Source organism: Hymenobacter roseosalivarius DSM 11622 (assembly GCF_900176135.1).
GTDB classification, from domain to species: domain Bacteria; phylum Bacteroidota; class Bacteroidia; order Cytophagales; family Hymenobacteraceae; genus Hymenobacter; species Hymenobacter roseosalivarius.
The window spans coordinates 1-23,642 of the sequence record NZ_FWWW01000085.1 but is presented as its reverse complement, the minus strand read 5'-3'; the positions used below and the strand labels follow the sequence as shown (position 1 = coordinate 23,642).

Genomic DNA, 23,642 nt, shown 5'->3' with positions numbered 1-23,642 from the left:
CGCTGGGCCTACGTGGCCAATCGTTGAACGAACCGGGGGCTAATCGTTAGGGCTGAGGCAACCTACACGAAGTTCGGCTGATCCAGTTTTTTAGCAATACGATAAGCCGCATTCACCAAGCCTACGTGGCTGTACGCCTGCGGGAAATTTCCCCACTGCGAACCCGTGCGGGCGTCCACATCTTCCGAGAGCAAGCCCAAATGGTTGGTGTAAGTCAGCAGTGATTCGAACTCGCGGATGGCGTCCTCCACGCGGCCTACGCAGGCCAGGGCTTCCACGTACCAGAAAGAGCAGATGAGAAAAGTGGTTTCGGGCGTGCCAAAATCATCAGCGTGGCGGTAGCGGTAGAAGAGGCCTTCGGGCGTTTTTAGCTCTTTTTCCAGCTCTACGAGGTGGATTTTGGCCACTTCCGAGGCCGGGTCGAGGTAGCCCATCATGATGAGCTGCATAGTGCTGGCGTCGAGGTGGGGCGAGCCAATAGCATTGGTGTACACCCCACGCTTGGTATCAAAGCACTCTTCGATTTTCTGACTGGCTTCTTCAATTAAGCGCGTAGCCAGGGCTTCCATTTCGGTGTTTCTCAACCGGCGGGCTACGTGGCGGGCGGCGTGAGCACCGGCCCAATGGAAGAGGTAGGTGTAGCTATGATACTGTGCCAGCGTTCTGAATTCCCACAAACCTGCGTCGGGCATGTTCATGGTTTTGTCGATCATGCGCAGGGCATCGTAGATCAGCTTCTGCGAGTCAGTCCGCTCGCTATCAAGGAAGCGGCGGTCCACGTAGAGCGGCAGCAGCGCTACCAGCACCTGTCCGTACACGTCGTTCTGGATGTGGGTGTAGGCGTCGTTGCCGATGCGTACGGGCTTATTGCCCAGGTAGCCTTCCAGGTCCAGCTCGCGCTCAATCAGCTCCGTGCCCCCACTGATGCTATATAGCGGCTGGTACTTGTCTTTGACTTTGGTGGAGATGTTGGCGATGTAGTGAAAATACTGCTCCATCTCCTCAAAGTGGCCAATATTGTTGAAGGCCGTGAGGATATAGTACGTATCGCGCATCCAGCAAAAACGGTAATCCCAGTTGCGGGTGCTGCCGGGCGCTTCGGGCAGGCTGGTGGTGCTGGCCGCGATAATGGCCCCCGTGTCTTCGTACTGGTGAATCTTGAGCGCCAGCGCCGACCTGATCACGGCTTCCTGATAGAAGCTGCTGATGCTGGTGCTTTTCACCCATTTCTGCCAGTATTGCACGGTGCTGCGCAAGAATCGCTCAGCGGTGCTTTCCAGCGGTGCCTCCAATGGAGCTCCGTAGGTGAGAACCAGGTATTTAGGCTCATTGAGCACAAATAATTCCTCGTCCAGAATATAGGTCAGGGGAATGTTAGTAGTGAGGCGAATTTCCTCCTCCAACCCCAGAAAGGCGATATGATTGGAGCTGCGGCGGCGGCTCAGGGGTAGCTCGCCGTAGTTGCCCACCGGCGAGCAAACCACTTTTACGCGGGGCGTGCCCGACAGCAGCTCTATCTTCCGAATCAGCATCAGCGGCTTATAGTAGCGGTCGTACTGGGGAAAGCGGGGGGCAAAATCCGTGACCCGATAGCGCCCGTCCTCGTTCTCGATTTCGGTGCAGAGTACGTTGGTATTTTCCCGGTAGAATTGGTAGGAGGAATACTCCTCGGTGGCGGGCTTGATGCTGAACTCGCCGCCCTTGCGCGTATCGAGCAGGCTGCCAAACACGAAGCTGCTGTCGAAGCGGGGCCAGCAAAGCCAGGAAATAGCGGTGTCTTGTTTTACCAGGGCCAGAAAGGCGCAGTTGCCAATCACGCCCATATCGTAGGTGTGCTTTGTCGTCATGGGAAGGGGAAAGGTGATGAAAGCGAGTTGGGAGGCATTTTAGGCCACTCAACAGTAGTGTACCTTATTGGTGCCGCTCAGGTTGCCATCGGCACTGTAGCGCGGAAATCTGTTCCGCGTCGAGCAAAGCGAGAAACAACGCGGTGGCGCGGTACCGGATTCTCACCTACGGCTCGACGCGGAACAGATTTCCGCACTACAACTCACTTTTCTCTTTCTTCTAAACCCCCTATCCTCTTACCTTTGTCCAATTGTGGACTGCTTGGGTAGTTCGCGCTTCTGGCTGCTCACTCTCTGACCCGAACCGCCCCGTGCGCTTTCTTCCGGACCTTGGCCGCGCTGTCGGCACCGCCTTCTTACTGTTGTTTTTGCTGGGAATTGGCCCCGCCGCCTTCGCTCAGGATCCCCTTTTGCGGGAGGTGGTGCTGCACGTTGATACGGCCCGCTACCACCTTAGTCGCCAAGTGGTAACAGTTGAGCAGGAGCCCCACCTCTACTTTTATTACCGGCAAGACGACGAAACAGCCGAGCTGCTGGTATATCCCACGCAATTTGCCCCCCAGCGCCCGCTCCGCCTCCAGCGGTCCGCCGACTTTCAACTGCTCGACTCGCTCACGGCCGTGGATAACGCGTTTTACCGGGCCAAAATCCGTTTCCGCGACCTGACCGCTACGCGCTTTCTGCGCCTCACTTTCCTGCAGAGCCCCGACAATGCGGGGGGCATTTCCCAAAGCCAGACCGTGAATCTGCTGCCCGTCACGCGCACCACCCTGGACTTCCGCCCCACCGATACGGAGTTGTATGTGGGCGAGGAAAAGGTATTTGAGCTGACTAGTAATAACCCCAAAAACGTGCGTGTGAGCCCCGACTGGACGCACGGGCAGGACATTGACTACCGCCTCAGCCAGCAGAACGGCACTCTGCGCCTGCATGTGCTGCCCAATGTGCCCGGCAACCGTTTGCTCACGGTGCGCCCCCAAACCGAGCGCCCCTTCCTCACCGACAACAACCGCCGCCTGAGCTACAGTCTGGCCCCGCTGCGCCAGGATTTTACGGTCAAGTCCAGCCGCCTGCGCTTTTTGAGCGTCGATAAAAAGGAGATTACCCTGGACGAAACGGCCCGCCGTCAGGGCATTGAGATTATTCTCGACAACGGCCGCAGCTTCGATCTTAAGCGCACCTATCGCATTGAGGACCAGGAAGAACAGGGCGGACCGCTGATTGCCGAGCTGGTCACGCGCAGCTACCTCTCCAACGACCGGGTGCTGTGCTGGCTGCGCGTGTATAACACCCACCGCCAGACCGACAGCTACCTCTACATCAAGGAAAACGACCAGCCCAAGTACCTCACTAACTTCAACGTAACGCCCAAAACCAGTATCAGCGGCGTGCAGGTGCGCCACCGGGGCGGCGACTGGCAAACTAACCAAAACGTGAACCCCGGCGAAACCGTGGACGTGCGCTTGGAAGGCCAGTCGTTGCAGAAGGCGCGCTTCCACTTCGAAGATTTGGCGGTGGTGCCCTCCGACTCCTCCGTGCGCTCGGAGCAGGCGGTGGTGTACCGCGTGCAGGTACCGCTGGGCATCGACAAAAAGCGCCTGACCATTTTTAACGCGGGCCAGCCCACCGGCTTCAGCCTACAGGTGCGGGAGTTTCAGCGCCCCCACCCGCTCGACTTCGTGAGCGTGACTTTCGGCGAGGCACCCCGCCCCATCACCCGCCTCAACGGCCCCGTGCTCTACGACAAGGCCATCCGCGACGTGGTGTTCAGCTTCAACCCCGACGCCATCGACACCGATGCCCAGCTCTACGGCAAGCAGTACCTCACCTTCGAGATTCGGACCTTGAACAGTAAGGGCGAGCTGATTGAGATGCGCACCCTGGACAACATCTTAATCTGCCCCGGCGAAAGCTCTATTCGGGGGGCATTTTACCAAGATAAGCAGTGCCAGGTAGGCAACCTCAGCCTCAACAGCTACCTCAGCACCCGCAAAACCTACGACCTCGACGACTGGGCCCGGATTCAGATTACGGTGAAGCACGCCACGGGCCAGTACAGCGAGCCTGGCTTCCAGCAGAAGCTTGATATCGTGCTGCAGCGCCGCGTGAAATTCGATATTGATGTAAGCTTCCCGGCCGGTTTGCTCACCAAGCAAGTGAACAGCGACGTGCAGGGCGTGGGCACTTTCAACGGTATTAGCCTGGCGACGCTGGCTCAGTTCAGCTTCTATAACCCCAACAAAATCAACAAGCTGCGCCCGTACAAAGTCGGCGCGGGCTTCGTGGCCCTGAATGCCTTCAACCTCAACCCCGACGCCAACAGCGCCCGCAACCTGGGCATCGTGATTCTGGGCTCAGTATATCCCACGCGTAGCGACGCCAAGCTCACTTTCCCGCTGTATCTGGGCGGCGGCTATTTACTGAATGGCGGCAAGCTATTCTTTTTGCTCGGTCCAGGAATTGGTATTCGGTTGTAGGGGCGCGTCGTTGTTTGGTTGAACGATGGATGGCATACGAGCTGGTTTGATTTTAAACTAAACACTGAAACAACGACGGGCGCGGGCGACGCACTCCTATTTCACCTGTAGCTCAATACTCACGATGGTGCCGCGGTCGGGGCGCGAGTCGATGGAGAGCGTACCGGCCAGCAGATCGACGCGGTTGCGAATGCTGGTGAGGCCAATGCCGGAATGGCGGGCGTTGGTTTGCGTGGGCTCAAAGCCTACGCCGTCATCCTCGGCGGAGATGAAGACGTGGCCTTCTTCGTGTACCACATGCACAAAAGCCTCCTGGGCCTGCGCATGCTTGATAATGTTGTTGAGCAGCTCCTGCACGATCCGGTACACCGATACTTCCAGCTGCTGAGGCAACTCCTCAAAAGAGCCCTTCATATACAGATGTACATGCAGCCCCGAGCGCGGAATACGCTTTATGATCTCCTCCAGCGCCGATTTCAAGCCAAAATCCTGGAGAATACCGGGCGTGAGCTCAAAGGAGACAGTGCGCGTGGCTTTGATGGCTTCTTCGAGCAAGGCCAGCGCCGCCTCGCGGGAGAAAGTGCCGCCGGTGCGGTTTTCCAGGTTAAGTTTGGTGGCGTACAGCAGCTGCCCTACGCCGTTGTGCAAGGCTTCGGCAATGCGCTTGCGCTCCTCTTCCTGCGTAGTCAGAATGGCGGAGTGCACTTCCTGCTGCTGGCGCAGCTTAAGCTGGGTAGCTTCTTCGGCCAGCCGCACACGCTCGGTTACATCGCGCACCAGCACCAGCCCCCCCTCTACCTCGCCCTCAGTGTTTAGCAAAGGCACAAAATAGGACTCAAAGTGGCCTAAGCGCCCGTAAAGTTTCAGCTTATAATAGGTGACGCGCTCACCGGCCAGCACCTTGCACACGGCCTCACCTTCGGGGCCCTCGCGGTGGTGCGGAAACAGCTCGAACACATCCTTACCCAACACTTCGGCTTCCATCTTGCGGGTATTCAGCTCCATAACCTTGTTCCAGGCCGTGAGGCGGCGCTGGGCGTCAAAGGCCATAATGCCATCGACGCTATTATCGAGCAGGCTCTCGGAGAATTCTTTTTCCCGGCGCAGCTGCTCCCGCGCGCCCCGCTGAACGGTAATATCGCGCACTATGCAGTGCAGAATGGACTGGCCATTCAATGAGAAGGAGGTTAAAGATACTTCTACCCACATCTCCTGTCCATTCGGTCCGATAAGTAACCACTCAAACCGGTTCCAGCCCCTGCGCATCGCCTCCACAAGATGAACATCAGCGACCTCCACGGAAGATTGACCGTTGGGCTGGGTAGGGGGGTCAAAAATAGAGACGTGCTGGCCCAGCAGCTCACTCTTGCTAGGGAGATTAAAGAGTTGAACGGTCGCCTCGTTACAATCAATAATATGCTTATTCTGGATAAGCAGGATGGCGTCGCGGCTTTGCTCAAACAGCAACCGAAAGCGGGCCTCGCTGGCTTCCAGCGCCCGAATGGTCTCCCTCGATTCGGTCGTGTCGATGACGGCCAGGCGGCAGTACTTTGTTCCGGCCGCCGACAGCATGGCCAGGCCCTCCAGCCGGGCGAAGAAGCGCGAGCCATCCTCGCGCAACAGCTCCAGCTCGCAGGTTTCGCGGGAATCGGAGCCCATAGTTTTACCCAGAAACTCCTGAAACCCGGGCCGGCATTCTACGGTCACGAACAGGGCGAAGCGCCGGTCTTGCAGGCGCTGGCGCACGGTGCCCAGCAGTTGGGCCGCCTGTAGGTTGAGTTGATGGATCAGGCCCTCTGCGGTGAGCGTAAAGTAGCCTACCGGGGCGAAGTCGTATAGGTCAATGTATTGATGATGAGCAATTTCGGCCGTGGCCTGCGTCATTAGCAGCTCCTCATACTGCATTTCCAGCTCTATCTGGTGTACTTGCGGCTCCTGCACCAGCCGTTGCGCATCGGGTGGCATGGTATCGCCCACGCTTTGGGTTGCCAAGTGTTGGCGCTTCTCGGCGCGGGCCCGCAGCTGCTGCAACACCTGATGCCCGGAAGGCAGCTGATTGTGGTCCATAGCACAAGCGAAATTGAAGAGAGCTAAACGTTATAGCAGCAGACAGGGCCTTTTAAGCGCTCAAAAAGCCCCCCAGTCTGGTAGGCCGGTCTTTTCGCCGAGTCCCTGTTTTCGTACGAAAAGTAGCGGAGATGGTCGTGCGGCGGGGGGCTTTTTTTTGCGGCAGTCGAGCTACGTAGCATAGAGGCACCGGCCGTTTCAGATCCGCTGCCTCTATGCTATGCCGGCACTTTGGCCGTGTTCTCGCTCACGCCCAGCAGCAAGCAGTCCATCTCAGAGCCGTGGTTGAGCAGGCGGTGGCCATACACCAGTACCTGGCGGGTGCCACCTTGCGGCAGCCTTATTTCCAGGGGCACTTCGTCGAACTCCTCGTTCTTGTCGCTCACCAGATTCGACAGCAGGCGGCGCAGCGCGGGCACGTTCCAAACGACGCCGTTCAGCGCGGCCAGGGGCTGGTTTTTGGCGTCGGCGATATTCAGGTCGTAGCGCTCGGCAAAGGCCTGACTGATGGTCAGGATGCGCAGGTCGTTGTTGAGCACGAGCATGGGCTCCCGCACGGTTTCGATAATGCTCTCGGCAAAGCTGGTGCTGGCTTGCAGTTTCTCTTCCAGGTGCTTGAGCGGGGTTACGTCATTGAAGGTGATGACGGCCCCGTTGATATAATTATCGAGGGTGCGGTAGGGCAGAATGCGCATGGCGTACCACTCGCCGGGGTGGTCTGAATGTTAGCCTCCGCGCTCACCAGCCGGTCGATTACCTGCCGCACGTCGCGCACCAGGTGGTCGTAGCGCAGCATGTTGGCGAAGTCGGTGATGGAGTGGCCTACGTCGGAAGTCACCAGCTTGAAAATGCGGCCCACCGGCGGGGTAAAGCGCTTTATTATCAGATCGTTATTCAGAAATATAGCAGCGATTTCGGTGGCTTCGAGAAAGTTTTTCATGTCGTTGGCCGCCTGGCTCAGTTCCTCCGTCCGGCTCACGTACTGCATATTCAGGGTCATCAGCTCCTCGTTCATGCTCTGCATCTCCTCCTTGTTGGTCATGGCCTCCTCGTTGGTACTTTGCAGCTTCTCATTGGCGCTTTGCAGCTCCTCCAGGCTGCTTTCCATCTCCTCAATGGTGGTTTGCAGCCGCAGCTTGGTGTACTGAAGCTCTTTTCCCAGGGCAGCCACCACCGCGTCGCGGCTCAGCTCGTCGGGGTGGCTGCTGGCTTTGCCCGTGCGTACTTTGCGGGGCGTGGGCTGCTCTTCAAACGAGACCAGCATCAGGCCCTGCAACTGCTCGGGCTCCGCCAGGTATTTCACGCAGAGGCGCAACAGCTGAAAGCCGCCCTCGGTGGCCAGCTTCACATCTTCCACCACGACATTCTACTGGTTGGTGGTTACCTGATGAATGGCCCCACTCAGCTCGTAGCGCAACTCCCCGCGCACCATCTCGAAGATGTTTAGATTGCTCAGGCCGGGGGCGGGCTCCAGGTAGCGGCCGTGCGCCCGTTCACGAACAGAATTTCGCCCTTCGGATTAATAACCACGGCCGGGGGAACAAAATAGCGGAGCAGGGCTTTCTGCACCAGAATGGCAAAGGGGCCGTCTTTGCGGACCAGCCCCAGGCCGACGCTCACGGCCGGCGCGCTAGGGGCGGCGGTGCTTCTCGTGCAACACTTTGCTCCCCATTCTTCGGGCTCGCATCTGGTGGAGCGCCTGTCGCGCCGTACGTTCCTCAACTGCCGCCTACCCAACGACGGCGACCGAATTGAGCCCAACACCGTGTATCTGCCCCCCCCCGACCGCCACCTGCTGGTGAAAGACGGCCACATGTTGGTGACCAAAGGGCCCCGCGAAAACCACTACCGCCCCGCCGCCGATGCCCTGTTTCGCTCGGCTGCGGCCCACTACGGCACTGCCGTGATTGGGGTCGTGCTCACGGGCATGCTCCACGATGGCACGGCTGGCCTGGAGCTTATCAAGCGCGCCGGCGGCCTCGCGGTGGTGCAGGACCCCCGGGAAGCGGAGTATCCGAGTATGCCCGAAAGCGCGCTCAGCAACGTGCCCGTCGATTATGTGCTGCCTATAGCGGAGATGGGTGAACTACTGACCAGATTGGTGCAAATACCTTCATCGGGCAATAGCAACGTACCTGAAAACATTAAATTGGAGGCCGCCATTGCGGAAAGAGTCGTGGGAACAACCGATGAAGTACTCCGCCTGGGCAAACCCAGCACCATGACCTGCCCCGACTGTGGCGGGGCGCTCTTTGAGCTGAGGCACGGCAAGCTGTTGCGCTACCGCTGCCACACGGGCCACGGCTTCACGGCCAATGCGCTGCCCAAAAGCACCCAGCACAGCCTGGAGGAAACGCTGTGGGTGGCCCTGCGCATGATGGAGGAGCGCAAAAACCTGCTCACCAGCATGGCCAGCCGGGGCACGGGTCTTTTTTCGGTGCAGCAGGAAGAGCGCATTGAGGAAATAAAGCAGCACATCAACCGCCTGCGCGAGTTTTTGCTCAACGGCGTGAATGGTAGCACCGCTGTGACGATCCCGGAGGAAGAGCAAAGCTAGCCGGCGACTGGCCTCGCGGAAATCAGCCAAAAAAGCCCCCTGGACACTGGTCTAGGGGCTTTTTTGGGCACCAACCTCCGTATTAACCGCAGGCCGGCTCAGAAACATGCCAGGCAAATTACGTGTTAGCGCCAAGGCTTTTCCGTACTAACTGAGTGATTTTTTGGGCTTAAACGGCGTTTAAAAGGGCGTGTAGGTTGCCCGGAACAGAAAGACCGTGGCCGAGAGCATACCTTCTGACCATGCCGGGCAACACTACTACGTCGTTGTTTGCCCTACCTCTGCTCTCCGTCGCTACTCACGGGTGGGGCAGTTGTACCGCTCTACCGTTGGGGAACGCCACGTTCTGCCGGGTTGCCACTGGCGGCTCGATTTTTAGTCCTGTTTCTTATTTCCATATGGCCCTATCTGCCTTGAACGCTATCTAGGTTATGTCTTTTCCACTTCGATTTGTCTTGCGACAAACATCAGAATATGCTGTCTTTCAACACATGGTCCTGTGCTCACCCACGCGCCAGCTGATGCATTGGGTGCTGCCGGGGCCGGCCCAGCGCTTGCTTGATGGGCTGCCCTATTATCTGTTGTGCGAAGCCGCCGCTTCGGTGTCCCTGCCCAACGTTGAGGTAGATACGGGCGAGTGTACGGTAGCTGAGGCACGGGAAGAAAACCTCTCCGAGGCCCTTGACCACTGCGTCGAAGCCGGTCATTTGCTGCTGCGCCTGCATGGCCGAAACCTGGAAGGCGACTTCACCCTGGCCCGCCTGAGTCCCGACAGCCACATCTGGCGCTTCAGCGTGGGACACGCTGCACCACATAGCGTCGTCCTTCATACGTGAGCTGCTTCACCAGTAGATTTGGCGATACCATTCGCAGATTTACCTACCGCTCACTTACTAATACAGGCTCCGAAAATGAGTGCTTCTACGCTACTATGGCATAACGCTTTTATCTAGCGTTGTCCTCCGCTCTACTATTCTAACCTATTGTACACCTATTTATTACGTATTTCTTCCCCTTATCCAGTTACCCATGTAAGTACACTCTTCCCGGCATATGACCTGGGTTCCTCGCCTCATCAAGATGACGATTGACCCAAGTAAACCTGAGCGATTTGGTCGTACCCTCGTGCGCGTTGGCACCATGCGCCGGCCCCGCCTGCTTATCAATTGTGAGCACCTACTCTGCTTGAAAATGCACGGCGTGGCGCACCTCGCGTCCCACCTGCTGCTATTGCACCAGGGCGGGGCCAAAATACAGCTCATAACGTGAGCCCTACCCTACACCGCCTGCACCTGCTCCGCCTGAGCGATATTTTCTGGGTGACTCCATCCGTGCGTGAGCATAACAAAGAAGTTAAACGCCGGACGCCAGCGGCTTAAGAGACAGTTGGGAGCCGTTTTTCAGAAGCCCAGGCCAGTGGCGCGGCGCGTAGCTGCTCCACTGGCCTGGGGTCAAATGCATAGCTTTATCCATTAACACATTAATGCCCCGCGTCCCAGTCGTAGCCGCGCTCCGCCCAATAGTCGGCGGGGCGCTGGTTGGTGAAGGCGATGGTGCCAATGCGTTTGAGGTATTTGATACCATATTTGACGGGCAGTACTAGGCGCAGCGGGGCCCCGTGCTTTTCCGTGAGCGGCTGGCCGTTCATCTCGTAGCAGAGCAGGGTTTGCGGGTGCAGGGCGCTGGCCATATCCAGGCCCACGTAGTAGCCGCCGTCGGGCGTGGCCAGACCCACATAGGAAGCCAAATCATTCTTTTCGGCAGACTGGGAGAGGGTTCCGGACCGCGTAGCTAATGGGTAGCGGGCCACGAAGTCGGCGAGGCGGGCCCCGCCCCAGTGCACGATGGTGCTCCACCCCTCAATGCACTTCAGCTCCGTCACCATCTCCACTTTCGGCAGGGCCTGAATGTCGGCCAACGTAAATTCCTGACTGGAAGCCGGGCTGCCCTGGGGGGCAAATCCGCGCACGCGCAGCCGCCACGCGGCCGGGTCGAGGGCCGACTGCATACCCGCGCTGCCGTTAGTGCGGGGCATTCGGGCGCGCTGGTTCGCAAATACCGGGGCCAGGTGGGCGTGGCTGAAATACTCGGCCGACAGCTGCCGGTTGGCTTCCAGCACCCGTCGCAGCGGCCACGGCACGCCGGCCTCAGTGGGCCGGCTGATGAGCCAGCGCCAACCGCCCAGACCAGCCAAAGCGGCGGCTCCGGCCAGCAAAAACGAACGGCGCGAGCGTCGGCGGATTTCCTGCTCCACTGCTGCCTTCCCGGCACTGGGGGGCATTTTTACCGAATTATTCATGATGCGTTGACAGAAGAATCAGGAGAAGTAGTTGGCTGTAGCGGGGCAGGTGCGGGCGCGGGAACTTCCACCACCTCGAAGCCCGCCACCATGGCTCGGAAGTTATTCCAGCCCGCCCGCACGACCTGCGCGATATGAACCACGAAAAACAGCACGTAGCCAATAGTGAGGATAAAATGCTCGGCCCTGGCCCACTCGTAGCCGCCCAAGGCGGTGGTCAGCCAGGCCAGCTGGGTGGGCTTATAAATGGCCAGCCCCGTGAGCAGGGAGCCCGCGCCCATCAGCACCACCGAGGTGTAGGCAATCTGCTGCACCCCGTTGAACTTATGCACAGGCAGCGACTCTTTCCGAATGCCCAGATCGTGCAGTATGGTCCGCCAGGCACTGGCAAAACTGCCCCGATTCGGCACCAGCTCGCGCCACTCGCCCGATATGAGCGTGTAGCCCACGTAGAGCAGACCATTGAGGGCAAATACCCACATGAGCACGAAATGCCACGACATGCCCTGGGCCAGTTTGTGGTCTACGTGAAAGGCGTCGTAAAAAGACTGCGGGAAGAATTGCAGCAGCGTCGTGTCGCCCCACCCAACGCGGTACACGTCGTTGGCCCAGTAAATCAGGATACCGCTCCAGATCATGAGGGCCAGCACCGGGAAATTAACCCAGTGAAACCAGCGAATGGCTAGGGGGTGTTTTTCAACAAGCTTTTTCATAGAGGAGAGCGTAGGAGTGTTATTGAACAGCTTGTATCAAGATGAAAATCTTATCCAAAAAGGCGGTCATGCAGAGCGGCGGCTTGGGCAAGATTCGCGGTATCGAACGCCTCGGTAGCGCGTTGCTACGGCCCGGACGGCGCGTACATGGGCAGCGAAAAAGAGAAGCAGGTACCTGCGCCTTCGGCACTGGTCACGGTGAGGTCGCTCTCGTGCAGGGCCACGATTTTGCGAGCAATAGCCAGGCCCAGCCCTAGCCCGCCCTCGGCTTTTTCGCGCACCTGATCCGAGCGGTAAAAGCGGTCGAAGACGTGGGGCAAATCGTGGGGGGCAATTCCGCGGCCCGTATCGCGCACCAGCAGCGGAATGCGCTGCTCCGCGTCGGGGGCCGCCACCACTACCTCTACCTGGCCGCCGGGCGGGGTGTAGCGCAGAGCATTATCGAGCAGGTTTTGCAGCACCCGCTCAATCAGGGCCACGTCGGCGCACACAAAGGGTACGTGCGGGGCATAGCTGGCTTGCAGCCGGATGGCGCGGGCCTGCGACTCGGGCGCCAGCTTGAGCAGCACATCCTGCACCAGCTCGGTTACCGAAAACGGCTCGGGCCGGGGCACCGTCTGCCGAGCTTCCAGCTTGCTTAGCTCAAACAGCTCCGACACCAACCGCTTCAGACTCTGCGTGTTCTTTAGAATAGTGTGCAGATAGGTCTGCCGCTCAGTCTCGGTGAGCAGGTGCTCCTTGAGCAGAATGGTTTCGGTGTAGCCCTCGATGCTGGCCAGAGGCGTGCGCAGGTCGTGGGAGATGTTGGCCAGCAGCTCCCGCCGCAGCTCGTCGTTGCTTTGCAGAGCGGCCACGGCCTGTTCGGTGCGGGCGGCCATCTCGTTGAAGGCTTCGGCCAGCTCGCTCAGCTCGTCGCCGGGCCGGATGCCGGCCACGCGGGCCGTGTAGTCACCGCGTTGGAGGCGGCGCACGGCGGCGGCGAGGCGGTCGAGATTTTTAGTCAGAAATGAAATCAGCACCAGGCCCAGCAGCAGTACGGCCCCGCCGGCCACGGCGAGCGTACGCAGCAGCACGCCCATGCTATAGCTCTGGCGCAGCGAAGCCAGCTCGTCGGCCTGATGACCGCCGCCGAGCGTGATATACAGAAAGCCGTGAAGTCGACCATCCCGGTTGTAGAGCGGCGCGGCCGAAAAGGGTCGCTCCACGGCCGGGTTGCGCGGGTCGGCTCCTAGAATGGGCAGCGGCGCGGTGCCGGCCAGCAGCGCCCGCACCGGCCGCAAGGAAACCAGGTTGATTTTCACTTCGTTGGGTTCGGCTGAGGAAGTCAGGATCTGCCCATCCAGCCCGATGATATAGAGCTTGATATTGGGATTAATGGTCATGGCCGCGTCGAAGGTCTGGCGCAGGGCCTCCTGCGGAATCTCGTTGGTAGCCGAGTCGAGAGCCAGCACCTGGGCCACGGAGGCGGCCAGCGTGCGGTTGCGCTGTTGCAGGTTTTCGGCCAGATACTGCTCCGTGCTTTGGGCCAGCAGCAGTACGTACACGGCGCTTACGCCCAACAGCAGCACCACAAACAGCAGCGACAATTGCCCCTGCAAGCTCCTGGGTCGCCACTGCATCAGGTTAGCTCGTCGTTGAGTTTGTACCCCACGCCCCACACCGTCAGAATGTGCTCAGGCCGGGCGGCGTCGGCCTCAATTTTCATGCGTAGCCGATTAATATGCGAATTCACCGTGTGCTCGTAGCCGGTGTAGGAGTAGCCCCACACTTGATCCAGGAGTTGGGTACGGGTATAGGTGCGGCCGGGGTGGCGCAGAAACAGCGCCAGCAAATCAAACTCTTTGGCCGTGAGGTCTACCACTTTGCCCCCCACGGTCACGCGGTGCAGCTCCGTATCGAGCAGCAGATCGCGCCGCGCGAAACGGGTGGGCGCCGCCGCCGCCGCGAATCCGGGCTCATTATCTGGCACCGAGCGGCGCAGCCGCGCCTTCACCCGCGCCAGCAGCTCGCGTACGCTGAAAGGCTTGGTCAGGTAGTCATCGGCCCCCAAGTCCAGGGCCAGTACTTTGTCAATCTCCTCGTGCCGGGCGGTGAGCATCAGAATGGGCGTGCTGACGTGCTGCTCCCGCAGGCGGCGGCATACCTCAATGCCGCTGAGGCCGGGTAGCATAATATCCAGAATAATCACGTCGAATAGCCCTTCAGTAGCCTGGCGCAGCCCTTCCAGCCCATCGCGGGCAATGGTTGCCTGACAGTCAATGTCGCGCAGATTAACCTCTACGAGCGTGGCAATGTCGGCGTCGTCTTCCACGATAAGCGCGCGTCTGGTCATGAACAGCAAGAAATAAATCAAACAAGCTATTGAAATATAACTATTTAACAGCAGATCTCAACCGCACAAACCGGCTTAAATTTTCCAGCGCCTAGTGTTGCGCCCAACCTTAGACAACAGACTGGGCGCAACACCAGGCTACTTAACCCAGGGGGTTATTTCTCGAAGCCTGTGAGACCCAGAAAGGCGTGCTGCTCTTTGGTTTTGCCCCCCGACGACGGAATGCGGTATGGCGAGCCGGCTTCCTCAGTAAGCGCCCCATTGGCCGCCATTTTGAAGATAGTGACGGAGTGACTTTGAAAAGCACCTAGCACGTAGAGGTAGCCACCGGGCGTCTCGTACATATCCTTGGTGTCGCCCATCGGCAGGTTGCCGCCGCGGGCGAAGAAGTTAGGGTTCAGAGATTGGCTGAGCCGATTATTGGGGCCAATGTCAAATACGCTCACAATGTTTTCGCCGAAGCTGGCCACGTAGAGCTTCGTGCGGTCTAGGCTGACGTGGGTCCAGCATCCTTCGTCATTGCGGCCCCCGGTGGCGAAGTTTTGCAGCTTGGCAGCCGTTGTGCCATCGTGCACGGTGAGGCTGTTGTTCTCTTTGGAAGAGTGCAGGTTGAAGTTAGACATGTAGATATACTGCCCGTTGGGGCTCCACGAGATGCCAATGTTGCCCGACACGCCGGGCTCCTCGTACAGGCCCGTTTGGGTAAGGGTGCCGCCGGCAAAGCTGTATACATACAGCCGGCCAGGCTTTTGCACCGCCAGGTCGGCGTCGGGAGTCATAAAATGAGCTACGCCCCAGGTAGAGGTAATGAGCTTAGTACCAGCAGCATTGAACTCGACGGTCGTGGGGCCGCCAAACTGGCCGCTGTCGTAGGTAGGCCCCACGCGGCTGAACTGCAACACGCCCGTAGCAGGGTTGAGGGTGAAGATGGCGAGGTTACGCAGTGCACTGGCCTGCACCGTGCCCACGGCCCGCGCCGGGTTCATCTCATAGTGCGGATTGCTGTGCTGGTTGGCCACCACCACCCAGCTGGTACCCCCTACGGTGCTGGCCGCGAGCGAGGCAGCCCGGATGCCGCGCGAGTCCATATTGTCCAGGGCTAGCGTGGCCGGATTCTGGTCTATGCGGGTTAGGCGGCCATTATTGCGGTTTATCTTAAACACCGAGATGCTGCCGTTAGTGGGGTTGGCCCCGGCGTTCACGGCCAGCAGGTAGTCACCCACTACCCGCAACGCCCCTTGCGTGTCAAAGTCGCCCTCGGCCGCGTCGCCGGCGGCACCCGTCGGGTAGGGCGAGCCGGGCAGCTCGGTCAGCGTACCGTTGCTGGCGCGGCCCAGGGCAATGATGCCATTGCCGGCAGTGTCGTTGGTGCTCGTGTACACGAAGCCAACGTAGTTCGCGGCAGGGAAGTCAATCGGTCCGTCCTTTTTACAAGACGACAGCAGCGCGGCAGCGGCTAGCAGGAGAAATAGGGAGTGTTTCATAGGAGTGGGATAAGGAAAAGGTGGTTTTAAGCCGGCTGGCGGCCTGCCAGGCGGAGCTGATAATGAAAACCTAAAGCAACGGGGCAATTATCACGAAACGGTCACGCGTTCAACCTTTTCCTGTGACCGATGGCCGCCTCACCCCGCAGCCCCACCTTTGGTCAGAGGGAGCTGGTGTGCAGGGGCCCTTGAAAACGCGAATCGCACGGTCTGGGGGGCAAATTCGGGCATCTACCCGGAGCAACAGCAATTTTCGGCGGCCGTACGTAAGCTAACAGGTTCGCCTGCGAGCAGCTTAGCTTCAGATTTGCCCCCATGCCTGCTTCCTCTACTCTTATCCAACCGACGCCTACCTCACCCTTTGCCCCCCTCAAAATCCCGTTTTTTCGGATGCTGTGGGTGGCTTCGTTCGTTTCCAATATTGGTACCTGGATGCAGAACGTGGGAGCCGTGGGACTAATGACGCAACTCACCCCCTCGCCCGTCTTGGTTGCTTTGCTCCAAACAGCCTCGGCCCTCCCTGTTTTTCTGCTCAGCCTGCCCGCCGGTGCTCTGGCTGATCTGGTCGACCGGCGCCGCATGCTGCTGCTCACCCAAACCTGGATGGCCTTGGTAGCCCTGCTCCTGGCCGGCCTGACACTGCTGGGCCTTACCTCCCCTTGGCTCCTACTGTTGCTCACGTTTATGCTGGGCCTGGGCGGTGCCCTCAATAACCCCGTCTGGCAAACCGTAACGCCCGAGCTGGTGCCCCGCGCCGAGCTACCCCAGGCACTTGCTTTGAATAGCGTGAGCTTTAATCTGGCGCGGGCTTTCGGACCGGCGCTGGGAGGCCTTGTTATTGGCTACTACTCCGCTGGGGGGGCTTTTTTAATTAATGGGCTGTCGTTTCTGGCCACCATTTATATGGTGTGGCGCTGGCAGCGCGAGCCGCAGGCCACCTCCACCCTGGCCACCGAGCGGGTATTGGCTGCTATCCGGGGTGGGGTGCGCTACGCCCGGTTTGCGCCGCCGGTGCAGCGTATTCTGGTGCGGGGCGGCAGCTTCACGTTTGGAGCCAGCGCCCTGCTGGCCCTCATGCCAGCGGTGGTTTCCCAGCGGCTTCACTTGCCTACTTCCTTTTACTCTTCCCTGCTTTCGTGCATGGGTCTGGGGGCCGTTGTCGGGGCCGTCGTGCTGCCACGCCTCAACCGTGGCCTTACTATCGACCACCGCGTAACCCTTTCCACTATAGCCTTTGCTCTGGGTGTGCTGGGGCTGGCGTTTGTGAATAATCAATGGCTCTTGTACGGCTTGCTCGTGCTGGTGGGGCTGGCCTGGATGCTGGTGCTCAACTCTTTCAGCGTGGGCGTACAGACGGTAGTACCGCGCTGGGTGCAAGCCCGTACCATCAGCTTGTACTTGCTCACTATTCAGGGCGGTATGGCCCTGGGTAGCGTAGTGTGGGGCACGATGGCTACGCGCTGGGGCCTACCCGTCGCCCTGACGGGAGCCGCTATCTGGCTGGGACTGAGTACCCTACTGGCTTTCCGGTTTTCGCTCGTAAATCCTCCCGAAAGCCTTGATTTTACGCCCGCCCGCCAGCGGCCCAATCCAGTACTTGCCGAGGATGAGCCAGCTCCCGATGCTGGCCCCATCATCATCACGACCACCTATCGCATTACCCCCACCGACCGGGCCGCTTTCGCGGCCCTTATGGAAGAGCTGAGCCGCATTCGCCGCCGCGAGGGCGCCATTCGCGTTGGTCTATACGCCGATCTGGCCGACCCTACCCGCTTGGTGGAGTATTTCATGGTGGAGTCGTGGGAGGAGTACGAACAGCTCCACGACCGGGGTGTGAGCCGGGAGGAAGCTGAAATAAAGAGCCGCGCCCGTGGGCTGCACACGGACCCCGAGATGCCCTACGTAGCCCGCCTGCTGGCCCTGCACCCCGAGCCGACCCCGCCGCCCCGCGTGATGGTACCGGGCAGCACCCGCCACATCGCCAGCACCGCCGGCGAGACGTCGGCTTGATACCAGTAATCCAGGGCTCTTACGCTAACTGTTTGTAATCCTCCGTTACTGCGTCAACTTCAGATGACCAGCCCTCTTTTGGAAGGAAGCCAGCGCCACTTTTCCAAAACATATAGGTTTTTGTGCTTATTAAAGTCGGAGCTAAATACAAGGCAGGAATTATAAGCAGGAAAACCATAATTTCTGCCAATGGGAAAACATAGAAAGTATGAGTCAGCTTGGAAGAATAAATACTATTCATATATTCTTCGAGGGGCTTGAAGATGACCACCAATACTATATGAAATGAATATACCTCGAGGGAATTACGACCTAAATAACAAATAGCTTTAGATTTAAACCAGTTATTATATTTTGAAGAAATAAAAATAACTATAAAAAATAAAGCTAAGCAATTAAACACCCTTAACGGACCCAGATTGTCTCTTGCAATCAAGTAATCAAGGCCTTCTAATTTTACATGTATGTTTTTAGCAATAAAACATACCATACATATAAGTACTGATAACATTAATAAATATTTGTTTACTTGATACCGCCGGGAAGTGCCTTGGTAATAGCTGAACCCTGAAAACAAGCCTATTATAAATATAAATTGCCAAGACAACAGATTAAAGAAGCCCGTGTTTACATCTCTTATTTGCATTATATCGGGCACGAAGTGATACAGCTCGTTAATTATAGGCAGCAAGTACAACAAAAATGACACAGCAAATATTTGCAATACATTACTCTTCTTAAAACACCTAAGTACTACAGGAACGAAAAGAATAAAAACAGCATACATAGGCAATATATCTAAGTAAGCAGGTTGATAAAGCAATACCATTCCTAATAAGAGCGATGAAATAGGTTTTTCAGAAAATAATTCATAATAGCTCGCCCAATAGTCATGAATACGGAACCCCAACAAAATAATGAATAAGGTAAAAACCAATATGGCAATATGGTTTCTATAAATTATCAAAGCCCTCTTCTTTACCGCTTCAGCAATGAAATTTTCTCCTTTTTCAACCAGCTTACGGGTATATATAATTCCTGCCGTTAGTCCCGACAAAAATACGAACCCCTCGGCTGCAGTAACCCAGCCAACAAACTCGTAGGTAAAGTATTTGACTATGTCCTCGTTAGACAAGAAATGGTCTATAGTAATAAGTATGAGCATAACACCTCTAAAGAAGTCTAGCTGAAGATTCCTTCTCATAGTTATAATTTTTATGCAATTTGTTTAACAATTTCAATATACAATGCATATAGTATAAATTTTTTAAATATTAGTAAAGTTATTTTTCAACATCTTGGATTTGAACTATTTACTACTCAGCGAATTTGGGCAGTTGATAGCCTACCAGTAGCTGACAAGGTAGATTACCCCCCTAATTGTTGTCAGGATGGCCCGCTGGCGTGTTTGTACTCAGCAGGTTGGTAGTACTTAGGGTGCTATAGCAGGACTGCTAATGATGGGGCCAAAGCGCACTTTAGGGTTAGCGTAAAGACAACCCTTTGCCGTTTGCCTACAAGACCAGCAATTGGCGGTATTCGTCGCGGAATAAGACCACGTTATGCAGGCAGTTTATTAGCCAAAGAGCTATGCAGGTTCTTATTAATGCCCAACCTTCTGCCTTTTAGGTGGTTAGTGCTGTGAAATTGCCCCCCACGCCACTAATCACAAGCTATACCCAAACTGCTACGAATACGTACCTCAACAGCACGGCCCATTGCCGCTCCTGTTTATTGGGGCCACTTTATCTAGTATTTCTATTCTAGCCTATGTGGATGGTTCGCCTGGCGCTTTCGCGTCCCTATACCTTTATCGCCATGGCCCTGGTAATACTGGCGGGGGGCATTTTGACCATCCTCACCATGGCGGTGGATATTTTTCCCGAGGTTAACATTCCGGTGGTGGGCGTGGTGTGGAGCTATTCGGGGATGAGCGCCGAGGAAATGAACCAGCGCGTGCTCAACGTGAACCAGCGCGTATACACCACCACCGTCAATAACATCGAGCACCTAGAGTCGCGCGCCATCAAGGGCGTCGGCATTATCAAAGTGTTCTTCCAGCCCGGCACCGACCCCGACGCTGGTGTGGCCCCGCTCACGGCCATTACCGCCACGCTGATTCGGGGGTTGCCCCAGGGCATTGGCCCTCCATTGATTATTCGCTACTCGGCGGCCAACGTGCCTATTGCTCAAGCCAGCCTCTCGTCCCAGACCCTGGGCGAAGCCGACCTCTACGATGCCAGCCGCTCCTTCGTGCGGCCGGGCCTGGCGGTAGTGAAGGGAGCCTCGCTGCTGGTGCCCAACGGCGGCCGTTCCAAGCAGATCATGGTCGATCTGAAGCCCGATGCGCTGGCTGGCAAGGGTCTTTCCGGGAATGATGTGGTGATGCCCTGACAACCCAAAACGTGATTCTGCCCGCCGGCACGGCCAAAATCGGCGACCGGGAGTACGACGTGCGCCTTAACAGCAGTCCGGAGCTGATTGCCACGCTCAACGACTTGCCGGTCAAGGAAGTGAATGGCGTGACGGTGTATATCCGTGACGTGGCGTTTGTGCACGAGGGTGCGGCCGTCCAAACCAACATCGTGCGCCAGGATGGTCTGCGCACCGCCGTTATTCCCATCCTGAAAAGCTGGATATGGCGGGTACACATGGCATTTGAAAAACGGTTTAATAAGGTGCGCGAGGCCTATCAAAATGCTCTGACTTGGTCCCTAGACCACCGCAAAACCGTGGTTATTGGCTTCAGCATTCTGTTTGTGGGCTCGGGCTGCCTGTATCCATTCATTGGGCAGGACTTCTTCCCAAAAGTAGATGCCGGGCAGATGCGCCTGCACGTGCGCGCGCCCACCGGCACCCGACTGGAAGAAACGGAGCGGCGGTTTCGGGAGGTAGAGGGGATTATTCGGGAGGTAATTCCGGCTGAAGAGCTGGAACTGGTGCTCTCCAACATTGGCTTGCCGAGCATTCCGGTAAACCTGCTGCTCAGCGATAACCCCGTTATCAGCTCGGCCGACGGGGAGATTCTGGCTTCGCTGAAAAAAGGCCACGGTCCCACGGAAGAGTATATTCAGCAAATCCGGCGGCGCGTGCAGCGCGAGCACCCCGACCTGACCATTTTCTTTCAGCCCGCCGACATCGTTAACCAGACCCTGAACTTCGGCCTGCCCGCTCCCATCGACGTGCAGGTAACGGGCCGCGATATGGAGATGAACGAGAAAGTAGCCAGGCAGCTCCAACAGAAGATAGCGGCCATTCCGGGCGTGGTCGATGCGTTTATTTTCCAGATAAAAGCCCCCCAGATTCGGCTGGACGTGGACCGGGTGCGCGCCCAGCGAGCCGGCCTCAGCCAGGCCGATATTGCCGACAACGTGCTGGTCAACCTTAGCTCCAGCACCCAAACTGACCCTAACCAATGGCTGAACCCGGAAAGCGGCGTGAACTACACGGTGGCCGTGCAAACGCCCCCCAGCCAGCTCACTACGCTGAATGACCTGCGCACCATCGGCATCACCAGCCCTACCCAGAGCGAGGCGCAGCTCCTGAGCAGCTTCGCCCAGACCCGTCGCGACCAAACCGATGCCGTCGTGAGCGACTATGACATTCAGCGCGTGGTAGATATCTACGCCAGCGTGGAGGGCCGCGACCTGGGTGGCGTGGCCAGGGAAATCCGCGACATCATTGAGGAAACCAGTAAAAACCTGCCCAAAGGCACGACCATTGAGCTGCGCGGGCAGGTGAAAAGTATGAAGACTTCCTTCACGGGCCTGGGCCTGGGGCTGGCGGGTGCCATTGTGCTGCTGTACCTGCTGATGGTGGTCAACTTTCAGAGCTGGCTCGATCCGTTTATTATCATTACGGCCTTGCCAGGAGCCATTTCGGGGATGCTCTGGATGCTGTTCGTTACCCAGACTACTTTCAGCGTGCCTTCGCTGATGGGGGCAATTATGTGCATTGGTATTGCCACGGCCAACAGCATTATGGTGGTGTCGTTTGCCAATGAGCGGCGCGAGGAGCAACCCGACCTCAGTCCCCTCGACGCGGCCATGGATGCTGGCGTCACCCGTCTGCGGCCGGTGCTGATGACGGCGCTGGCCGCCATTATCGGCCTGCTGCCGCTGTCGTTGGCGCTGGGCGAAGGCGGCGAGCAGAATGCTCCTCTGGGCCGCGCGGTTATTGGGGGCTTGATTCTGGCCACGCTCACTACTTTGTTTTTCGTGCCGGTCGTGTTCAGCTACTTCAAAAAGAAGCAGCTAGTGGCCGAAGAAAAAGAGGCCGAACAAGACCGCGTAGCCGCGTAGCTATGCGTTGCATGACAAGACAAATATGTAAAACAACATTCGTCAGGCTCTCCCTCTCCCCTAGGCTTCGCGCCTCAAGCGAACCGGGGTCCGGGGGGTGAGGCCAATCGTTGGGGCCGTTGCGAAACACCCCAGCATCAGACATTCAACGATATACGAGCTAACCGTTTGCGCCATATTCACTATGACCAACGACCAAAACGCCCCGCCCGAAACCGACTGGAAAAGATCGTCGCCCCCTAGTCCCGACGAGGAAGCTCGTAAAAAAGAGGAAGCTGAAGCCAAGAATAATCAGGACGAGCAGGCACCGGATTCAGACGATAAAGATCACGAGAAAAAGCCCCCCGGCAGGAAAAAGCGTCGGATCTGGCTGATCATGCTCGGCATCGGTCTCGTGTTTGCGGCTTTGCTGCTCGTTGGATTATTACCACGCCTGAGCAAAGACAAAAAGCGCAAGGAAGAAGCTGAGAAAGACGCTAACGCCCTCACTATCGTGACCGTGGAGCCCGCCGCCGGTGCCCCCGACACCACCCGCGTAGAGCTGCCCGCCGACACGCGCTCCAACCGCGAAACCTTTGTTTTTGCCCGTGCGAATGGCTTTGTGAAAAGCTGGTCCGCTGATATTGGTGCCCGCGTACAGAAGGGGCAGCTGCTGGCTTTGCTCTCCACGCCCGACCTGGACCAACAGGTGGCTCAGGCCCGCGCCAGCCTCAATCTGGCCCGCACCAGCTTCGAGCGCCTGCGCAGCATCGAGTTGCCGGGAGCTATTTCAAAACAGGAGCTGGACGAAGGCCGGGCGCAGTATGAAGCCCAGCAAGCCGTGCTCAACGGGCTGCTCGCGCAGCAAGGCTTTCGGCGGGTTACGGCCCCGTTTGGCGGTATCGTCACGCAGCGCAACGTGGAGGTTGGCTCTCTGGTATCTTCCAGCAATGCCGAAGGCACTCAGCTATTTAAGATAGAGCAGACCGATACGCTAAGGGCCTTCGTGGATATTCCGCAGAACTTTGTGGCTGGCATTGAGCCGGGCGTAGTCACCGAAATACTGGTACCTGAATACCCTAACCGCACCTTCCCCGGCCGCGTAGCCCGCGACGCTGGTGCTTTAAACGCGGAAACGCGGACTTTGCTCACCCAAGTGCAGGTACCCAATACCGATAAGCTCCTGCGGCCGGGCATGTTCGCGCAGGTGCGGTTTCAGTTGCCACGAACTCAGCCCAGCGTTATTATTTCAGCCAACGCCTTGGTGCCTAGTGGTATTGAGCCGCGCGTAGTGGTGGTGGAGAACCAGAAAATCCGTTATCAAACCATTGTGCCCGGCCGGGATTTTGGCGACCAAATAGAAGTCACAAAAGGCTTGAAAGGTGGCGAAATGCTGGTCGTAAATCCTATTGAAAGCCTGCGCGACGGCCAGCAAGTAGAAGCACGCAAGCCCAAGAAGGAGGACGAAAAGCCCGGCAGTCAGTCGAAGCCCAACGCTCCTGAGCGCCCCTACGACCCCGACCGGCCCCGCATGGAAACGCCCGCCGACAAGTCAAGTAAAAAGTAACGTTAAGCT

The 23,642-nt window shown here is 57.7% G+C and carries 19 protein-coding genes; 8 read left to right on the top strand and 11 right to left on the bottom strand.

Annotated elements, in window-relative coordinates; all coding sequences use genetic code 11:
• Positions 1–62: 62 nt before the first annotated feature.
• Entirely contained in the window at positions 63–1,847 is a 1,785-nt protein-coding gene (locus tag B9A24_RS15515; protein WP_084446939.1) for a glycoside hydrolase family 15 protein, read from the bottom strand.
• 311 nt (positions 1,848–2,158) lie between these two features.
• Between B9A24_RS15515 and B9A24_RS15510 the strand changes: the two genes are divergently transcribed.
• The gene (locus B9A24_RS15510) at positions 2,159–4,324 is read left to right on the top strand and encodes a hypothetical protein (protein WP_084446938.1); all 2,166 of its coding nucleotides are present in this window, start codon (positions 2,159–2,161) and stop codon (positions 4,322–4,324) included.
• A gap of 96 nt (positions 4,325–4,420) precedes the next feature.
• Here B9A24_RS15510 and B9A24_RS15505 read toward each other — a convergent pair whose 3' ends face one another.
• The 4 genes from B9A24_RS15505 to B9A24_RS22110 form a co-directional block, all read right to left on the bottom strand.
• On the bottom strand, positions 4,421–6,391 hold the full coding sequence (locus B9A24_RS15505; RefSeq protein ID WP_084446937.1) for a sensor histidine kinase: 1,971 nt from the start codon (positions 6,389–6,391) through the stop codon (positions 4,421–4,423).
• Between the two features lie 218 nt (positions 6,392–6,609).
• Positions 6,610–7,086 (bottom strand): PAS domain-containing protein, encoded by a 477-nt coding sequence (locus B9A24_RS15500; protein WP_084446936.1) that lies wholly within the window; start codon positions 7,084–7,086, stop codon positions 6,610–6,612.
• A complete protein-coding gene (locus B9A24_RS22970; protein ID WP_084446935.1) occupies positions 7,017–7,751 on the bottom strand; it encodes a PAS domain-containing protein in 735 nt (244 codons plus the stop codon). The genes B9A24_RS15500 and B9A24_RS22970 overlap by 70 nt, the downstream gene beginning before the upstream one ends.
• Positions 7,752–7,843: 92 nt before the next feature.
• A complete protein-coding gene (locus B9A24_RS22110; protein ID WP_159452073.1) occupies positions 7,844–8,011 on the bottom strand; it encodes a hypothetical protein in 168 nt (55 codons plus the stop codon).
• Between B9A24_RS22110 and B9A24_RS15490 the strand changes: the two genes are divergently transcribed.
• From B9A24_RS15490 to B9A24_RS15480, 3 genes are all read left to right on the top strand, one after another.
• A complete protein-coding gene (locus B9A24_RS15490) occupies positions 7,965–8,948 on the top strand; it encodes a chemotaxis protein CheB (protein ID WP_084446934.1) in 984 nt (327 codons plus the stop codon). The genes B9A24_RS22110 and B9A24_RS15490 overlap by 47 nt on opposite strands.
• Before the next feature lie 491 nt (positions 8,949–9,439).
• A complete protein-coding gene (locus tag B9A24_RS15485) occupies positions 9,440–9,784 on the top strand; it encodes a hypothetical protein (RefSeq protein WP_084446933.1) in 345 nt (114 codons plus the stop codon).
• A 217-nt stretch (positions 9,785–10,001) separates the two neighbouring features.
• A complete protein-coding gene (locus B9A24_RS15480; protein WP_084446932.1) occupies positions 10,002–10,217 on the top strand; it encodes a hypothetical protein in 216 nt (71 codons plus the stop codon).
• Between the two features lie 211 nt (positions 10,218–10,428).
• Here the strand turns inward: B9A24_RS15480 and B9A24_RS15475 are convergent, their stop codons facing one another.
• The 5 genes from B9A24_RS15475 to B9A24_RS15455 form a co-directional block, all read right to left on the bottom strand.
• Complete coding sequence (locus B9A24_RS15475; RefSeq protein WP_200813938.1) at positions 10,429–11,247, bottom strand: molybdopterin-dependent oxidoreductase; 819 nt, start codon at positions 11,245–11,247, stop codon at positions 10,429–10,431.
• On the bottom strand, positions 11,244–11,960 hold the full coding sequence (locus B9A24_RS15470; RefSeq protein WP_084446931.1) for a cytochrome b/b6 domain-containing protein: 717 nt from the start codon (positions 11,958–11,960) through the stop codon (positions 11,244–11,246). Before B9A24_RS15470 ends, B9A24_RS15475 begins: the two co-directional genes overlap by 4 nt.
• A gap of 125 nt (positions 11,961–12,085) precedes the next feature.
• Positions 12,086–13,579, bottom strand: a complete 1,494-nt coding sequence (locus B9A24_RS15465; RefSeq protein ID WP_084446930.1) for a sensor histidine kinase — start codon at positions 13,577–13,579, stop codon at positions 12,086–12,088.
• Complete coding sequence (locus B9A24_RS15460) at positions 13,579–14,292, bottom strand: response regulator transcription factor (protein ID WP_084446940.1); 714 nt, start codon at positions 14,290–14,292, stop codon at positions 13,579–13,581. The genes B9A24_RS15465 and B9A24_RS15460 overlap by 1 nt, the downstream gene beginning before the upstream one ends.
• Before the next feature lie 155 nt (positions 14,293–14,447).
• The gene (locus B9A24_RS15455) at positions 14,448–15,776 is read right to left on the bottom strand and encodes a lactonase family protein (protein WP_084446929.1); all 1,329 of its coding nucleotides are present in this window, start codon (positions 15,774–15,776) and stop codon (positions 14,448–14,450) included.
• A gap of 315 nt (positions 15,777–16,091) precedes the next feature.
• On the opposite strand from B9A24_RS15455, the gene B9A24_RS15450 reads away from it, so the two are divergent.
• Entirely contained in the window at positions 16,092–17,786 is a 1,695-nt protein-coding gene (locus B9A24_RS15450; RefSeq protein ID WP_084446928.1) for an MFS transporter, read from the top strand.
• 19 nt (positions 17,787–17,805) lie between these two features.
• Here B9A24_RS15450 and opgC read toward each other — a convergent pair whose 3' ends face one another.
• The gene (gene opgC / locus B9A24_RS15445; protein ID WP_084446927.1) at positions 17,806–18,990 is read right to left on the bottom strand and encodes an OpgC domain-containing protein; all 1,185 of its coding nucleotides are present in this window, start codon (positions 18,988–18,990) and stop codon (positions 17,806–17,808) included.
• Positions 18,991–19,556: 566 nt separating this feature from the next.
• Here opgC and B9A24_RS22725 point away from each other — a divergent pair.
• From B9A24_RS22725 to B9A24_RS15435, 3 genes are all read left to right on the top strand, one after another.
• Positions 19,557–20,180, top strand: coding sequence for an efflux RND transporter permease subunit (locus tag B9A24_RS22725; protein ID WP_234997357.1), 624 nt, complete (start codon positions 19,557–19,559; stop codon positions 20,178–20,180).
• Between the two features lie 11 nt (positions 20,181–20,191).
• Complete coding sequence (locus B9A24_RS15440; RefSeq protein ID WP_234997355.1) at positions 20,192–22,087, top strand: efflux RND transporter permease subunit; 1,896 nt, start codon at positions 20,192–20,194, stop codon at positions 22,085–22,087.
• Positions 22,088–22,271: 184 nt separating this feature from the next.
• Complete coding sequence (locus B9A24_RS15435) at positions 22,272–23,633, top strand: efflux RND transporter periplasmic adaptor subunit (RefSeq protein WP_084446926.1); 1,362 nt, start codon at positions 22,272–22,274, stop codon at positions 23,631–23,633.
• The last annotated feature ends 9 nt before the right edge of the window (positions 23,634–23,642 follow it).

Bases quoted from the DNA above. Each gene is read 5' to 3' on its own strand.
- B9A24_RS22725 (WP_234997357.1), top strand. From the start codon at position 19,557: ATGTGGATGGTTCGCCTGGCGCTTTCGCGTCCCTATACCTTTATCGCC.
- B9A24_RS15485 (WP_084446933.1), top strand. From the start codon at position 9,440: ATGGTCCTGTGCTCACCCACGCGCCAGCTGATGCATTGGGTGCTGCCG.
- B9A24_RS15460 (WP_084446940.1), bottom strand. From the start codon at position 14,292: ATGACCAGACGCGCGCTTATCGTGGAAGACGACGCCGACATTGCCACG.
- B9A24_RS15505 (WP_084446937.1), bottom strand. From the start codon at position 6,391: ATGGACCACAATCAGCTGCCTTCCGGGCATCAGGTGTTGCAGCAGCTG.
- B9A24_RS15465 (WP_084446930.1), bottom strand. From the start codon at position 13,579: ATGCAGTGGCGACCCAGGAGCTTGCAGGGGCAATTGTCGCTGCTGTTT.
- opgC (WP_084446927.1), bottom strand. From the start codon at position 18,990: ATGAGAAGGAATCTTCAGCTAGACTTCTTTAGAGGTGTTATGCTCATA.
- B9A24_RS15470 (WP_084446931.1), bottom strand. From the start codon at position 11,960: ATGAAAAAGCTTGTTGAAAAACACCCCCTAGCCATTCGCTGGTTTCAC.
- B9A24_RS15435 (WP_084446926.1), top strand. From the start codon at position 22,272: ATGACCAACGACCAAAACGCCCCGCCCGAAACCGACTGGAAAAGATCG.
- B9A24_RS15455 (WP_084446929.1), bottom strand. From the start codon at position 15,776: ATGAAACACTCCCTATTTCTCCTGCTAGCCGCTGCCGCGCTGCTGTCG.
- B9A24_RS15500 (WP_084446936.1), bottom strand. From the start codon at position 7,086: ATGCGCATTCTGCCCTACCGCACCCTCGATAATTATATCAACGGGGCC.
- B9A24_RS15515 (WP_084446939.1), bottom strand. From the start codon at position 1,847: ATGACGACAAAGCACACCTACGATATGGGCGTGATTGGCAACTGCGCC.
- B9A24_RS15475 (WP_200813938.1), bottom strand. From the start codon at position 11,247: ATGAATAATTCGGTAAAAATGCCCCCCAGTGCCGGGAAGGCAGCAGTG.
- B9A24_RS15480 (WP_084446932.1), top strand. From the start codon at position 10,002: ATGACCTGGGTTCCTCGCCTCATCAAGATGACGATTGACCCAAGTAAA.
- B9A24_RS15450 (WP_084446928.1), top strand. From the start codon at position 16,092: ATGCCTGCTTCCTCTACTCTTATCCAACCGACGCCTACCTCACCCTTT.
- B9A24_RS15490 (WP_084446934.1), top strand. From the start codon at position 7,965: ATGGCAAAGGGGCCGTCTTTGCGGACCAGCCCCAGGCCGACGCTCACG.